Source organism: Pristimantibacillus sp. Z349TD_6, from assembly GCF_056173205.1.
Map to the genome: position 1 here is coordinate 3,514,852 of NZ_CM149662.1, position 14,849 is coordinate 3,529,700.

Here is a 14,849-nt window from a genome sequence, read left to right on the forward strand (position 1 = left end):
CCAAGGAAGTTCCCTTTTGTCTTTTGTTTGATGAAAATTTTCGGATGCTGCAAATCAAGAGAATGCAGGCAGCAACGGAGTTTGTTGCAGTACCGCTAAAGCTGTTTATTTCAGCTGGCATGCCAGCGATTTGATACGTCGCTCGTCCGGTGTAATGAACAATGTTTTCTGATTGTCATAGATTACAAACCCCGGCTTAGCACCGCTAGGCTTACGTACATGACGTATCGTTGTGTAGTCTACGGGAATCGAGCTGGAGTCGCGAGCCTGACTATAATGCGCAGAGAGCATAGCGGCTTCTTCAAGTGTTGCATTGCCAAAGTCTCCGCCTTTTATAACGACATGAGAACCAGGAATATCCTTTGTGTGCAGCCATGTGTCAGAAGGTGAAGCAAGGCGGTTCGTCAGGTATTCGTTTTGTGTATTGTTTTTGCCGACATACATCGTTACCCCCTCGGAAGAGGTATAACAAAGCAAGGTTGGTTTAAGCGTTTTTTTCTTCTTCGGACCGCGGCGTCCACGTTCCTTCATATAGCCTTGTTCCACGAGCTCGTCACGAATTTCGCTTATATCGCCAAGCGAGGCGTTATCGACCTGCTGGAGCAAGGTTTCAAAATATTGAATTTCTGTACGAGCGAGCTCCATTTGCTCAGCCACGATGGATAGACTGTTTTTGTGCTTCGTGTAACGCCGGAAATAACGCTGAGCGTTGTCAGATGGAGTAAGATGCGGATCAAGATCAATCTTTATTACAGCTTGCTCCTCATCATAGAAGTTGACGAGCTCAATCGTTGTGTCGCCGCGCTTCATCTGATGCATATAGGCAGTAAGGAGCTCGCCAAGCACCCGATATTTTTCAGCATCCTTCGCTTCAACGAGCGTATCCTCAAGCTTTTTGATTTTTGTAACGTTTTTGGCTTTTTCATTTTGAACGAATCGGATGAGGTCAGCAGCGCGCTGCTTAACGGTATCGCGTTCAGCTTTATTGCCGTAGAAACCTTCAAGGCAGGCACTAATGTCTGGGAATACCGTTTCTTCTCCATCGATATGCGTAAGCTCAGTGACAGAGAAAAATGACTTGCCGGTATCTGCGTTGGTTTTAATTGTAGGTTTATAAATGTCTTGCTTTACTTGTTCCATAAAGCTAGAGAAGCTCTTCCAAACCGCCACTACGCTTTCCTCAGAACCTTGTTCAGCCTCTGGAAGCACATCTGCACCTGCCCGATGAACCAGCTCTTTGGCGAGCAAAGGGCTGAAGCCGCTTAGCTTGTCGACTAGTCTTTTGTAAAGAGGAGCGGCTTCATCCGTATCGCTTAAAGCGTCCAAAAACTGCTGCTCATTCACAATCGAAAGCGGATCTAGTTTGCCTTGCTCAGGCGGAGAGGTATAGGTGCTGCCGGGCAATACGATGCGGTGACTGCTTATGGCTGGCGTTACATGATGGATGCCATCGTGAATGAGGCCGGTTGAAGGGTCCATCAAAATAATGTTGCTATGACGCCCCATAATTTCCACAACAATCGTTTTATTCGATAAATCGCCGAGCTCGTCCCGATGTTTAACCTCAATATGAATGATACGCTCCCGACCAACTTGACGAACGGATTCAATCAGTCCGCCTTCGCAATGCTTCCGAAGCAGCATGCAAAACATAGGCGCTTCCATAGGGTTGACGTACGTACCGGTTGTCCAGTGCACCCTTGGGTAGGTCGGGTTGGCGGACAAGAGCAATTTGCCCTGCGTGCCGGCTCCGCGAATGCTAAAAACGAGCTCATGATTGGTAGGCTGGTGAATCTTATGTATACGCGCTCCGACACAGCGCTGTAGGTCTTGCGTAATTGCATGGGTGACGATGCCGTCTAATGCCATGGTGTTGTTCCTCGCTTCCTTTGTAAGTCTTTCTCTATCATGCCATAGTTGAGCCAAAAACTTAAGTCTTTTATGGGATATTTTAAGGGCTGTCCGAATACATTTACCCTATAAAGGCTGTCCGAAGGGCCGACAACTTAGCTGCTTGGCTCGGCATATTACAGGAGGGAGTTAAACCATGGAACAAATGAAATGGCATCAAATGGGGACAATTGAGCTGATTGACGCATTAGTCAGCTCCCCAGATCAAGGACTGACTACGTCGGCAGCGGCGCAACGTCTAGAAGAAAATGGAAAAAACGAATTGTCTGAGGGCAAGCGTGTCTCACCGATTTTGTTGTTCCTTAATCAATTTAAGGATTTTATGGTACTCGTTTTAATGGGTGCAACGTTGATTTCTGGTTTGCTGGGCGAATATTTAGATGCAATTACGATTGTTGCGATCATTGCTCTCAACGCCGTACTTGGATTCGTGCAGGAATTTCGAGCGGAGCGCTCATTGCGGGCGCTTAAGGAATTATCCGCTCCGACAGCCAAGGTTATTCGCGGAGGCGAACTACTGACCGTTCCAGCGAAGGAGCTTGTGGCAGGCGATCTTATTTATTTGGAAAGCGGAGACCGCATTCCGGCTGATGTGCGGCTGCTTGAAGCCAATAGCTGCTATGTGGAAGAGTCCGCTTTGACAGGGGAATCTGTCCCCGTTGGTAAGCACGCTGCAGCGATTGCAGAGGAAGACTTGCCTTTGGGTGATCAGCGCAATATGGGCTTCATGGGAACGATGCTCACAAGGGGAACTGCTCGCGCAGTCGTCATTCGTACAGGCATGGATACGGAAATGGGCAAAATAGCAGGGCTTATTCAACAGACTGAATCGATGGAAACGCCGCTGCAGCATCGTTTAGAGCAGTTAGGCAAAATATTAATCGTTGTGGCGATCGGCTTGACGATTATGGTAGTCATTGCAGGTATTTTGCACGGCCAGCCAGCGTATGGCATGTTCCTTGCAGGTGTTAGCTTGGCGGTAGCAGCTATTCCAGAGGGGCTGCCAGCAATTGTGACCATCGCTTTAGCTCTTGGCGTACAGCGGATGATTAAACGGAAGGCAATCGTTCGCAAGCTGCCTTCGGTTGAAACATTAGGCTGCGCATCCGTTATATGCTCGGACAAAACAGGGACGCTGACACAAAACAAAATGACGGTTACCCATGTCTGGATTGGCGGCAGACAGCTTGAAGTGAGCGGAGAGGGCTACGTTCCAAATGGTGCAATTTATGAAGCTGGCAATGCGCTTGACATTAAGCATGATTTATCAATTAAACGTCTCCTGCAAGTAAGCGCCTTGTGCAATAACGCACAGCTGTCGAAGGTAGAAGCTGTAGATACGGGCAAGCGAAGAAACAAGGAGCAGCATGAAGAGTGGATACTTAAGGGAGATCCAACTGAAGGTGCGCTTGCTGTGCTTTCAGCTAAGCTGGGCTCCTCTGCCAAATCATTGGAGCCGCTATATAAACGGGAGAAGGAATTTCCATTTGACTCGGAGCGCAAACGGATGTCAGTTGTTGTATCGCACCAAGGCGGACGGCTTATTTGCACCAAGGGTGCCCCTGATTTACTGATGGATCATTGCTCTTATGTTCTTTGGGAAGGGAAGGTCGTTCCGTTTACGGCAACGCTGAAGCGCAAATGCGCTGAAGCAGGCGAGGTAATGGCGCAGTCAGCGCTTCGTGTATTGGGACTTGCATACCGGGATTTGCGCGCATCCGACGCTTGTGAGACCGAAGAAGACGTAGAGAGTCAGCTTGTATTCGTAGGCTTGACTGGGATGATCGATCCGCCTCGCCGCGAGGTGAAAGAAGCGATTACGAACTGCAGGCGTGCGGGAATTAAAACCGTTATGATTACCGGAGATCATCAGCTGACAGCAGAAGCAATTGCAGGTCAACTAGGCATTATGCCGCGCGGAGGCATCGCAATGAGCGGCAAGCAGCTGGAGGCGATGTCCGATGAACAGCTCGACCGGCTCGTAGACAATATTTATGTATACGCGCGTGTATCGCCAGAGCATAAACTGCGTATCGTCAAAGCGCTGCAGCGCCAAGGACATGTTGTTGCGATGACAGGCGACGGCGTAAATGATGCTCCGGCGATCAAAGCGGCGGATATCGGAATTTCGATGGGCATTACCGGAACGGATGTATCGAAGGAAGCGTCCGCGCTCGTTCTGAGCGATGACAACTTTTCGACAATTGTAGCTGCTATTGAAGAAGGAAGAGGCATTTATGAAAATATTCGAAAATTTATCCGTTATTTATTAGCATCAAACGTTGGCGAGATACTTGTCATGTTTCTTGCGATGATGGCGGGATTGCCGCTTCCGCTCGTTCCGATTCAAATTTTGTGGGTCAATCTGGTCACGGACGGATTGCCGGCAATGGCGCTTGGCGTAGATCAGGCGGAAAAGGATTTAATGCAGCAAAAGCCTCGTTCGGCAAAGGAGAGCATCTTCTCCCGCAGGCTGGGCTGGAAAATTATAAGCCGAGGCATTCTGATAGGTGTATGTACGCTTGGCGCTTTCTGGATTACGCTTCAAGACGGTCCAAACAATGCTGCTCACCTGATGAAGGCGCAAACGGTAGCTTTCGCAACTCTCGTTATGGCACAGCTCATCCATGTATTTGACTGCCGAAGCTCGCGTTCCATTTTTCACCGTAATCCGTTCCAAAATAAATACTTGGTGCTTGCCGTATTGTCTTCGTTAGTGTTGATGATCGGAGTGCTTTATATCGATGCATTGCAGCCTATCTTCAAAACCGTTCCACTTAACTTCCGTGAATGGTGTCTCGTCTTTGTAGCTGCGGGAATTCCTACTTTCTTAATGGGAATTGGCAGTGTATTCGGCACTTCCAAGAAAAATAAAGGTAAAACGAAATGGCCGTTAGGCCCTCAAACCGCGGCAAGATAACGAAAAAATACAAATCTTGATACAAATTATGAATAGCCTTTCTCCTTGCTTTGCGGTATGCTATTAGCAATTAAACATAGTTTTATCATACCTAGAGATGTAGCAAGGAGAGGGCATTCAGATGAATTTTACAAAAATGAACGGTTTGGGAAATGACTTTGTGGTGATTGCAGGCGAGCAGCAGCTTCCAGAAAATGTTGCGGAATTAGCTATACAGCTTTGCAACCGGTTTTTTGGAATCGGGGCAGATGGTCTCGTTTATATTTTGCCTTCAGAAATCGCGGATTTCCGTATGCGCATTATTAATTCCGATGGCTCAGAAGCTGAGCAATGCGGCAACGCCATTCGCTGCGTCGCTAAATATGTGTATGATAATGGCTTAACCGATAAAGAAGAGATTACAATCGAAACACTTGGCGCAGGCGCTCAAAAAGTGCAGCTCACCGTTCAAGATGGCAAAGTGTCATCTGTTCGTGTAGATATGGGAGAGCCGATTCTAAATGGCCAACGCGTACCAACAACAATTGATGCGGAGCAAGTCGTTGAACATCCGATAGAGGTGGACGGTCGTGAATTCCGTTTTACCGCTGTATCGATGGGCAACCCTCACTGTGTCATCTATGTTGATGATGCTGTGAATTTCGATCTAGGCACTTGGGGTCCCAAACTTGAGACACATCCGTTATTTCCACGTAAAATAAATGTTGAGTTCGTCACGGTGAACTCCCGTACGCATACCGATATGCGCGTCTGGGAGCGCGGTGCAGGACCAACGCTAGCTTGCGGTACAGGCGCTTGCGCAACTGTAGTTGCTTCTGTACTCACAGGCGCAACAGATCGGACAGCAACGGTTTCACTCAAAGGCGGCGACCTATTGATTGAGTGGAATGAATCCGATAATCATGTATATATGTCTGGACCTGCTGCAGTATCATTCTGCGGCGAGTTTTAAGAGCAAAGTAAGATGGGTGGTATGAATATAATGAAACCGGATTTAAGGGAAGCGCTCCAGCAGCGTATCTTGACCGGGGACGGCGCGATGGGAACCTATCTATATCAGATGGGGTTCCCTGTCGGCGTTTCTTATGAGGAAATCAATACGAACCGTCCCGATGTAATTGAAAATATTCACCGTCGCTACTATGAAGCTGGCGCACGCGTAATTGAGACAAACACGTTCTCAGCCAATCTTGAGAAGCTCTCGAAATATGGTTTAGAAGACGAAATGGATGCAATTAACCGTGCTGGTGTACGCGCAGCTCGTGCAGCGATTGGCAATGATGCTTATGTTGTAGGCGCTGTTGGCTCCATTCGAGACGGCAAGCTGAAAAATTTACGAACAGCTAAAGTAATTGAAGCCTATCAGCGGCAAATGCATGCGCTGCTTGATGAGGGCGTGGATGGTCTTTTGCTGGAAACCTTCTATGATCTTGATGAAATGCTGCTTGCCCTTAAGATTGCTAGAGCAGCGTCGAATGTTCCTGTTATTTGCCAGTTTGCAGTCGAGGATGTTGGCCGCACGCAGGACGGGAATGGCATGAAGGGAGCCTTCGATTTGCTGCAAGAAGAGGGCGCTGATATGGTTGGATTTAATTGCCGCAGCGGCCCAAATGGGATTATGAGAGCGATCGACTCGATAACGGGGCCAGTTGGCTTACCATTATCGGTATATCCGAACGCAGGTATACCCGACTATATTGATGGCAAATATACGTATCCCGCAGGACCTGAATATTTTGCAGAGACAGCCTTGCGCTTTGCAGATCGCGGCGCTCGCTTGATTGGCGGTTGCTGCGGTACGACTCCTGAGCACATTAAGGCAATTGCCGAGGCGCTAGATGGTTATATTCCGCAGCTCGGACAAGCAGCTGTTCATACGGCTGCAGCAGAGAGAATTGTTGTAAAGCCAGTTGAGAAATCAGCTGATACAGTAGACGCTGCGCCACTGAAACAAACTGTGCAGGAGCCTAACATTGTAGATTTGGTTCAGAAGCGCCACACCGTTATTGTTGAGCTTGACCCGCCGCGTGATTTGGATATTCGCAAATTTATGGCTGGTGCTGCTGCTTTGAAGGAAGCAAAGGCGGATGCGGTTACGATGGCTGACAACTCTCTAGCTGTTACGCGAATGAGCAACATTGCACTCGCAGCGCTTGTCCAGGAGAAAGTAGGCATTCGTCCACTCGTGCATATCGCATGCCGAGATCGCAACTTGATTGGTACGCAGTCACATATGATGGGTCTCGATGCACTCGATATCGATCATGTGCTCGCTGTAACTGGAGATCCTGCCCGATTTGGCGACTTGCCGGATTCGAGCTCCGTATATGACCTTACTTCCTTCGAGATGATTCGTATGATTAAGCAGTTGAATGATGGAACAGCCTTCTCAGGCAAGCCGCTTAAGCAAAAAGCGAAGTTTGTTGTAGGCGCCGCATTTAATCCTAATGTGAAGCATTTAGACAAAGCGGTCCAACGGCTTGAACGTAAAATTACTTCGGGTGCAGATTACATTATGACGCAGCCTGTCTATGACCCAAGCTTAATTGAACGAATCGCAGAATCAACGAAGCATTTGTCAGTACCTGTATTTATTGGAATTATGCCGCTGGCCAGCGGACGGAATGCCGAATATTTGCATAACGAGGTGCCTGGTATCCAGCTATCTGATGAGGTTCGCCAGCGCATGGCGGGTCTTGAAGGGGAAGCGGGCCGAGCGGAAGGCGTGCAAATTGCAAAGGAGCTGCTCGACGTTGCTTTGCCGCATTTTAATGGCATATATTTAATCACACCGTTTATGTTCTATGATATGGGTGTTCAGCTTACCAAATACGTTTGGGAGAAGACTGAGCGTACACAACTAAATAGATAAAATAGATGCGAAAACAGCCTTTTTTTGCTTGTTTTCGCATTTTCGCTTGTTCGTTCGTGAAAAATCAATTAAAATGAATCATGGATACAGATGCCGCACATATTCAGCGTGGTAAGGACAGGCTGCCTAAAATCGTTTATAATGGCTTCTAAAGCCTGTAACGGAAGTATGTCCGACACTTTTTTCGTCAACAATAGTGCAGTAGTTCTGTCGGTATTTGGCAAGAACGCGAACTTGTCGTATTCACATTTATAAAATATAAAAGGTATTTGAACATTTGTAGACAGATGCACAAGGGAAGACCGTAGGCGGAGGAGGAACGAGGCTTGGCTATTAAACTTATTAATATCGGATTTGGTAATATTGTATCTGCAAATCGCATTATATCAATCGTAAGCCCTGAATCGGCTCCGATTAAAAGGATCATTCAAGAAGCGCGTGACCGACATATGCTGATCGATGCTACATATGGTCGTCGCACACGGGCTGTTATTATTACGGATAGTGATCATGTGATTTTATCGGCGGTTCAGCCAGAAACAGTTGCGCACCGATTATCCACTAAGGACGACGATAACGACGAATAGTACGGGGAGTAATATGGATAAGGGATTGTTAATTGTATTGTCCGGCCCTTCAGGGGTTGGCAAAGGAACGGTTTGTTCGGTTCTTCGCAACAAGGTTCCTGAGCTGGTTTATTCTGTGTCGGCGACGACCAGGCTACCGCGTCAGGGTGAAGTAGATGGCGTGAATTATTTTTTCAAAAGCAGAGAGCAGTTCCAAGATATGATTGCGCGTGACGCACTTTTGGAGCATGCTGAATATGTTGGTAATTACTACGGTACACCGCGTGATTTCGTTGAACGCACTTTAGAAAGCGGCAAGGATGTTATTTTGGAGATCGAGGTACAGGGAGCGCTTAAGGTGAAACAAAAGTTTCCCGATGGTATTTTCGTATTTCTATTGCCACCATCTTTGGATGAGCTGAAGCAGCGAATTACCGGACGTGGTACTGAATCTTTGGATACGATCAATAATCGCATGTCTGTGGCCGTTGAAGAAATGAATTTGCTCGGTCACTACGACTATGCGGTATTGAATGATGAGATAGATGCTGCATGCGATCGTATTCGCAGCATCATGATTGCAGAGCATTGCCGCAGAGAAAGATATTTACCTTACGTTTCGGGAATGGTTGCCGCAATTGAGAAAGCATGAGTGAGGAGAATGAACGATGTTATATCCGTCCATTGATGAAATGGTGAAAAAAGTTGACAGTAAATACACGCTTGTCGTAGCAGCTTCAAGACGCGCACGCATGCTTCGCAACGGAGACAAGTCGGAGCTTAAAAACCCGCGCTCCCGCAAGTATGTTGGTGTGGCACTAGAAGAAATTTACGGTGACATTCTCCAAGTGGAAAACCTAGCAACAAAAGAGGATTAAGATCTGTTTTATTATAGTAAACAGAACAGCGGAGTGTATACTGGAGACAGTATTACACTCCTTTTTCTTTTTTAATGCGCACAATTTTTGAAAGGAGCAATCCTGTGGATCCCATTCTTTTTACGATTATTATTATGGTTGTTTTCTTGTTTCTATTGTCATTTATTATCCGAGATTCGATAAACTCGTCTAAATTGACAAAGCAAGTGGAAATGCTTAATACAGAGATTCAAATGCTGAGGAAAGAAATCAAAGAGAATAAACATATTGTTGATAAGCGAGTTTGAGCAGGTCATATCCCTTCAAAGAGAGGCTGTGGGTGCGAGAATGATGGCAGATGAACAGGAACTCCGCGAAATAAAAGAGTCATTAGACAAGCTGGATCAACAGGTCAAGCGGCTCGTTGCTAAGCCAAGACACAAACGCTCAGGATGGATGAACTTTGTCATTGGCTTTCTTATTGTGCTTGTAGGGATTGGCATGTCAGTTGGAATCTATGAATTTCTGAAAATGATGAATAACCAATAATAGTCGATAAGGACGTACATCAAAATGAACATAAGCCTGCAATCTTTTCCAACATTATCTAAAGGTATAGTATGGGGTTTGGTTGAGAATTGTTTCTCTCTTGATTACGAAGTGGCAGAAGAATCTGTTAGCAATATTAGCATCATACCTACGGTTGGCGATCAATATGTAGTCATGAAGCTTGATGACGGAAGATGGGAACTTGCCGGAGGCACTCTAGAGCCGGACGAGCACCATATGGACGCCCTTGTTCGTGAAGTGAAAGAAGAACTTGGTGCAGAATTGGTTTCTTATACGTTGTTTGGCTGCTTTCAATGCCGCTCGTTTGCTGATGAGCCATATAGGCCGCATATTCCGCATCCGCATTTTGTGCGGCTAGTCGGTTATGGCGAGGTTAATCTCGTGGAGGCACCGCTTAATCCGCCAGACGGCGAGCAAGTCATTGCCGTTGATGTCGTGGATATTGACGAGGCAGTAGGCAGGTTCGAGCAAATAGGCAGATATGATATTGCTGAGCTGTACAAACTTGCTCATCAGTTAAGAAAAGCAGCGCTTAATCAAGCGGAATAAAACATAAATTACAGCTTGAAATGTGAATGGATTACTTAGAATTTTCTGCTGCATATGATATGATAGAAGCAGTGTTTGCAGGTGCAGGGACGAATGAACAGGAGGGAACGGAATGGACAAATTACGTTATCCAATTGGCAGGTACTCGTTCGAGGGAATGACGGTTAAGCAGCGTGAACAATGGATTGTGGAGATTGAGAAGCTCCCGGGACAGCTAAGAGCAGCTTTGGCAGATTTAGATGAAGACATGTTGAATACGTCTTATCGAAGCGGCGGATGGAGCTTGCGCCAGGTAGTTCATCATTTGGCAGATGCATCGATGAATAGTTTCACACGATTCAAGCTTGCCCTGACGGAGTCCAATCCGACGATTAAGCCTTTTAACGGGGAACGCTGGGCAGAAACCGCTGACAGCCTGCAAGCATCGACAGATATCAGCTTAGCGATTGTAGAGGGTATTTATGCACGATGGGTATTGCTGCTTCGTTCAATGAATGCTTCAGATTTCGAAAAAATGTTCTATCATCCAGAGAAGGGCAGTCAAATTGGATTAGCTTATTTTCTTGGATTTGTAGCTTGGCATGGCAAACATCATGTTGCCCAAATTACAAGCTTAAGGGAACGCAAGGATTGGTAGCACAATTCGTAATTATCAATGACAAATAAAGTTACACATTTCAAATAATATAACATGATAAGCTAGATACTTATATTGCGGCTTATCATTTTATCGCGTAACGTGCTTATCTGCCATTGGGCGGCTTCTGCCGTTTGCATTTGAAATATAAAATTTGATGTTAACATATTGTGAAAGCAGTTTATATTTCATCATGAAACGGGCTATTGCCGCCAAAGGATGGGTTTTGCTGTTTACGCTTGACGGGAGATACACCATGCTAAAAGGAAAAACAATTATACTCGGCATCACAGGCGGAATTGCAGCCTATAAAGGCGCAGCGCTTTGCAGCAAGCTGGTGCAGGCGGGCGTTAATGTGAACGTCATCATGACTGAATCGGCAACAAAATTTATAACGCCGCTTACGTTGCAAACGTTATCTCGCAATCCCGTATATATCGATACGTTTGATGAGAGAGATCCTGCGGTAGTTTCTCACATTCATTTGGCTGATCATGCGGATTTAGTCGTCATTGCTCCGGCTACTGCTAATGCAATTGCAAAGCTAGCCGGAGGTAACGCGGATGATATGCTTAGCACAACGCTGCTAGCTGCTACTTGTCCGGTACTAATAGCGCCAGCGATGAATGTACATATGTATGAGCATCCAGCCGTTGTCCATAATTTGGAGCTGCTGGCGTCGCGCGGCGTGATGTTTGTTGAGCCTGGCACCGGGCAGCTCGCATGCGGCTATGTTGCCAAGGGACGCCTTGCCGAACCGGAAGATATCGTAGCTGCAATCGACTCGTGGTTTAGCAAAAACGGAAAGCTAAAAGGGAAAAAATTGCTTGTTACCGCGGGTGGAACGATTGAGCGACTGGACCCGGTAAGATATTTGACCAATGACTCGTCAGGCAAGATGGGCTTTGCAATTGCTGAGGCAGGGCTGATGATGGGCGCTGATATAACTTTAGTTGCGGGCCGTACCTCAGCAGAGCCTCCTGCAGGTGTGAAGGTCATTCGTGTTGAGTCCGCGCAGCAAATGCTTGAAGCTGTTACGAGCATCTATGACGACATGGATATTGTCGTGAAATCGGCAGCGGTAGCCGATTATCGAGCGGTGCATGTGAGCGATCAGAAGATGAAGAAAAAAGGCGAGAAGCTCATACTCGAGCTAGAGCGTACAACGGATATTTTGGAGACATTGGGACAGCACAAGCAGAAGCAGTTTCTTGTTGGTTTTGCGGCAGAAACGGAGCAGATTGAGCATTATGCGATGGACAAGCTGCGCCGCAAGCATTGCGACCTCATCGTTGCTAATGATGTAAGCAAGGACGGAGCAGGCTTTAACGGAGATACCAATATTGTGCAAGTATATGGCGCAGAAGGACTTGTGGAGAAGATGCCGCTATTGTCTAAGCGCGAGGTTGCGAATCGCTTGCTGGAGTTGATTGCAGGGCGGCTAGTGTCTCCTGGAGGGAACGGCTAATGATTGCTAAAGTAATTGTTGACGTGCCGAGCCGCCAGACGGATCGGCCGTTTGACTATGAAGTGCCTGCAGCCTTTGAAGATTGGATTGAGGTCGGCAGCCGCGTTGGCGTTCCTTTTGGCGGCCGCGTCTTGCAAGGATTTGTCACGGAATTGTCGGACACGACCGATGTTGCTATCAATCGATTAAAATCGATTTCAGAGCTGCTCGATCATGTTCCGCCTTTATTGCCGGATCTTATTGAACTTGCGAAATGGATGAGCGATAAATATTGCTGCTCATGGACGACAGCGCTTCAGGCTATGATTCCGGCAGCTTTGAAGGGAAAGGCAGAACGGCTAGTTGGCATTCAAGACGAAGAAGCTGCAATGGTGGATCTACCGCCAGCTATGCTGGAGTGGCTAGGCAGCAGCGGACAGCTTGTTAAACTTGAAGTGCTGCTGGAGCGTTTTCCTGAGCATGCAAAGGCCGTTAAGGCTGCTCTTCGCGAAGGTGTGCTAGTCGAACAAACTTCGATTCGCGATCGACTTGCTGTACGCAAGGTGCTGACCGTATATGTGCCAGATAATGTGGAGGCTGTACGCGTACAGATGGAAGCCTTGCCTTCTCGTGCGGCTAAGCAGCGTGAAGTTCTTGCCTTTATGCTGGAGCATGGCGGACCACTGGCGCTGCAGCAGCTGCTCACTTTGGCAGGGGGCTCTGCGGCAAGTGTTCGTTCACTTGCAGAGAAAGGACTGCTTGAGCTTAGAGAGGTAGAGCAGCAGCGCGATCCTTATGCGGGTAGAGAATTTGAACGAACGACTCCACTAGAGTTGACAGAAGGCCAGGAAGATGTTTATGACCGTATCGTTAGAGCTATTGATGCGGGCGAGCCTCAGACGATGCTGCTGCATGGCGTAACGGGAAGCGGGAAAACGGAAGTTTATTTGCAATCGATTCAATTTTGCTTAGAGCAGGAGAAGCAGGCCATTGTACTCGTTCCTGAAATTTCGCTGACGCCCCAAATGGTTGAGCGTTTTAAAGGACGGTTTGGCGACGCAGTTGCTGTGCTGCATAGCCGGCTTTCGAATGGCGAGCGATACGATGAGTGGCGAAAAATTCGCAGCCGCCAAGTTCAGGTAGCCATTGGCGCACGCTCGGCTATTTTTGCACCATTTGAACGAATTGGGCTTATTATAATTGATGAAGAACATGAATCCTCCTATAAACAGGAGGAAAGTCCGAAGTATCATGCACGTGATGTGGCGGTCAGAAGAGCGAAGCAGCATGGAGCGGCAGTCGTTCTTGGTTCGGCAACGCCATCGCTGGAATCCTTTGCAGCGGCTAGCCGGCCGCTGTCTGCCCGGGACGAAGGCCGTGAGCCGGCATTGCTGCCAATGCCTAGCCGTGTAGGTGACAGACCGCTTCCGCCGGTTGCCGTTATCGACATGCGCGAGGAGCTGAAGGAAGGCAACCGCTCGATGTTCAGCCGCTTGCTGCACAGCTCGCTTGCTGAGCGTCTCGAGCGCGGAGAGCAATCCGTGCTGCTTCTAAATAGACGCGGTTACTCAACATTTGTGATGTGTAGGTCTTGCGGCTATACTGCAGCTTGTCCCCACTGCGATATTTCATTGACCTATCATCAGAAATCACGGGCGCTGCGCTGCCACTATTGCGGGCATGCCGAGCAGGCCCCAACCACATGTCCTTCTTGTCAAAGCGAGCATATTCGTTATTTTGGAACTGGAACGCAGCGGGTTGAGGAAGAGCTCTCGAAGCTGTTCCCGGGCATTCGTGTTATTCGCATGGATGTGGATACAACTACAGAAAAGAACTCGCACGAAAAGCTTTTGAAGCAGTTTGGCGAGCGTAAAGCAGATGTGCTGCTCGGCACGCAGATGGTAGCGAAAGGTCTTGATTTTCCTTATGTTACTCTAGTTGGCGTAATTGCTGCCGATACTTCGCTTAATTTGCCTGATTTTCGCGCAGCAGAACGAACGTTTCAATTGCTTACACAGGTTGCGGGACGCGCAGGCAGGCATCATTTGCCAGGCGAGGTCGTCATTCAGACGTATGCTCCTGAGCATTATGCTGTAGTAACAGCTCAGCAGCATGACTATACTGCTTTTGTAAGCGAAGAGCTGCGTCATCGCAGTGCAATGGGCTATCCGCCTTATTGCAGATTGATTCTCGTTACGATGTCTCATGAGCAGCTGCCGCTGCTTTCCTCCATTAGCGAGCGGTTTGCTTCTGATTTGCGAGAATTAGCGGAAAATGAAGGCGTCCTTATATCTCTAAGCAGTGGTTTTGGTAGAGCGCTGGAGGTGCTTGGACCAGTAGCTTCGCCGATTTCTAGAATGAAAGATCGCTACCGTTTTCAATGTGTGATAAAATATCGTGGGAGTATCGATGCATCGGCCCTTGTTCGCAAGGCACTCGTCCCGTTTACGGATGGACCGCCGCAGCGCCAGGTGCAATTCAGTATTGACGTAGATCCACAAGTTATATTATAAATAGCTA

12 protein-coding genes are annotated in these 14,849 nt (G+C 47.6%); 11 read left to right on the plus strand and 1 reads right to left on the minus strand.

Features of this window, described 5'->3' with window-relative positions:
* Positions 1-105 precede the first annotated feature (105 nt).
* Positions 106-1,869 carry an Rqc2 family fibronectin-binding protein gene (locus AC0VYE_RS15035; RefSeq protein ID WP_339208826.1) on the minus strand — a complete coding sequence of 588 codons (1,764 nt, stop codon included), beginning with the start codon at positions 1,867-1,869 and terminating at the stop codon, positions 106-108.
* Positions 1,870-2,047: 178 nt separating this feature from the next.
* Here AC0VYE_RS15035 and AC0VYE_RS15040 point away from each other — a divergent pair, with 178 nt between their 5' ends.
* The 11 genes from AC0VYE_RS15040 (at position 2,048) to priA (ending at position 14,842) form a co-directional block, all read left to right on the plus strand.
* Positions 2,048-4,831, plus strand: coding sequence for a calcium-translocating P-type ATPase, SERCA-type (locus AC0VYE_RS15040; protein ID WP_076268260.1), 2,784 nt, complete (start codon positions 2,048-2,050; stop codon positions 4,829-4,831).
* 121 nt (positions 4,832-4,952) lie between these two features.
* A complete protein-coding gene (gene dapF, locus AC0VYE_RS15045; protein WP_441912263.1) occupies positions 4,953-5,783 on the plus strand; it encodes a diaminopimelate epimerase in 831 nt (276 codons plus the stop codon).
* A gap of 30 nt (positions 5,784-5,813) precedes the next feature.
* Positions 5,814-7,703, plus strand: coding sequence for a bifunctional homocysteine S-methyltransferase/methylenetetrahydrofolate reductase (locus AC0VYE_RS15050; RefSeq protein WP_475448923.1), 1,890 nt, complete (start codon positions 5,814-5,816; stop codon positions 7,701-7,703).
* 326 nt (positions 7,704-8,029) lie between these two features.
* Complete coding sequence (gene remA / locus AC0VYE_RS15055; RefSeq protein ID WP_005548256.1) at positions 8,030-8,290, plus strand: extracellular matrix/biofilm regulator RemA; 261 nt, start codon at positions 8,030-8,032, stop codon at positions 8,288-8,290.
* 13 nt (positions 8,291-8,303) lie between these two features.
* Complete coding sequence (gene gmk / locus AC0VYE_RS15060) at positions 8,304-8,921, plus strand: guanylate kinase (protein ID WP_076268262.1); 618 nt, start codon at positions 8,304-8,306, stop codon at positions 8,919-8,921.
* A 16-nt stretch (positions 8,922-8,937) separates the two neighbouring features.
* Positions 8,938-9,147, plus strand: coding sequence for a DNA-directed RNA polymerase subunit omega (rpoZ, locus tag AC0VYE_RS15065; protein WP_053375625.1), 210 nt, complete (start codon positions 8,938-8,940; stop codon positions 9,145-9,147).
* Positions 9,148-9,414: 267 nt separating this feature from the next.
* Positions 9,415-9,675 (plus strand): hypothetical protein, encoded by a 261-nt coding sequence (locus AC0VYE_RS15070; RefSeq protein ID WP_475448926.1) that lies wholly within the window; start codon positions 9,415-9,417, stop codon positions 9,673-9,675.
* A gap of 24 nt (positions 9,676-9,699) precedes the next feature.
* Positions 9,700-10,245: an NUDIX hydrolase gene (locus AC0VYE_RS15075; protein ID WP_475448927.1), complete on the plus strand. Its 546-nt coding sequence runs from the start codon at positions 9,700-9,702 to the stop codon at positions 10,243-10,245.
* A 112-nt stretch (positions 10,246-10,357) separates the two neighbouring features.
* Positions 10,358-10,882 (plus strand): YfiT family bacillithiol transferase, encoded by a 525-nt coding sequence (locus AC0VYE_RS15080; protein ID WP_076268265.1) that lies wholly within the window; start codon positions 10,358-10,360, stop codon positions 10,880-10,882.
* A gap of 256 nt (positions 10,883-11,138) precedes the next feature.
* A complete protein-coding gene (gene coaBC, locus AC0VYE_RS15085) occupies positions 11,139-12,350 on the plus strand; it encodes a bifunctional phosphopantothenoylcysteine decarboxylase/phosphopantothenate--cysteine ligase CoaBC (protein WP_475448930.1) in 1,212 nt (403 codons plus the stop codon).
* Positions 12,350-14,842, plus strand: a complete 2,493-nt coding sequence (gene priA / locus AC0VYE_RS15090; RefSeq protein ID WP_475448932.1) for a primosomal protein N' — start codon at positions 12,350-12,352, stop codon at positions 14,840-14,842. Before coaBC ends, priA begins: the two co-directional genes overlap by 1 nt.
* Positions 14,843-14,849: the final 7 nt, after the last annotated feature.

Coding starts and splice junctions, on each gene's coding strand:
- AC0VYE_RS15035 (WP_339208826.1), bottom strand. CDS start 1,869: ATGGCATTAGACGGCATCGTCACCCATGCAATTACGCAAGACCTACAG.
- AC0VYE_RS15040 (WP_076268260.1), top strand. CDS start 2,048: ATGGAACAAATGAAATGGCATCAAATGGGGACAATTGAGCTGATTGAC.
- dapF (WP_441912263.1), top strand. CDS start 4,953: ATGAATTTTACAAAAATGAACGGTTTGGGAAATGACTTTGTGGTGATT.
- AC0VYE_RS15050 (WP_475448923.1), top strand. CDS start 5,814: ATGAAACCGGATTTAAGGGAAGCGCTCCAGCAGCGTATCTTGACCGGG.
- gmk (WP_076268262.1), top strand. CDS start 8,304: ATGGATAAGGGATTGTTAATTGTATTGTCCGGCCCTTCAGGGGTTGGC.
- rpoZ (WP_053375625.1), top strand. CDS start 8,938: ATGTTATATCCGTCCATTGATGAAATGGTGAAAAAAGTTGACAGTAAA.
- AC0VYE_RS15075 (WP_475448927.1), top strand. CDS start 9,700: ATGAACATAAGCCTGCAATCTTTTCCAACATTATCTAAAGGTATAGTA.
- AC0VYE_RS15080 (WP_076268265.1), top strand. CDS start 10,358: ATGGACAAATTACGTTATCCAATTGGCAGGTACTCGTTCGAGGGAATG.
- coaBC (WP_475448930.1), top strand. CDS start 11,139: ATGCTAAAAGGAAAAACAATTATACTCGGCATCACAGGCGGAATTGCA.
- priA (WP_475448932.1), top strand. CDS start 12,350: ATGATTGCTAAAGTAATTGTTGACGTGCCGAGCCGCCAGACGGATCGG.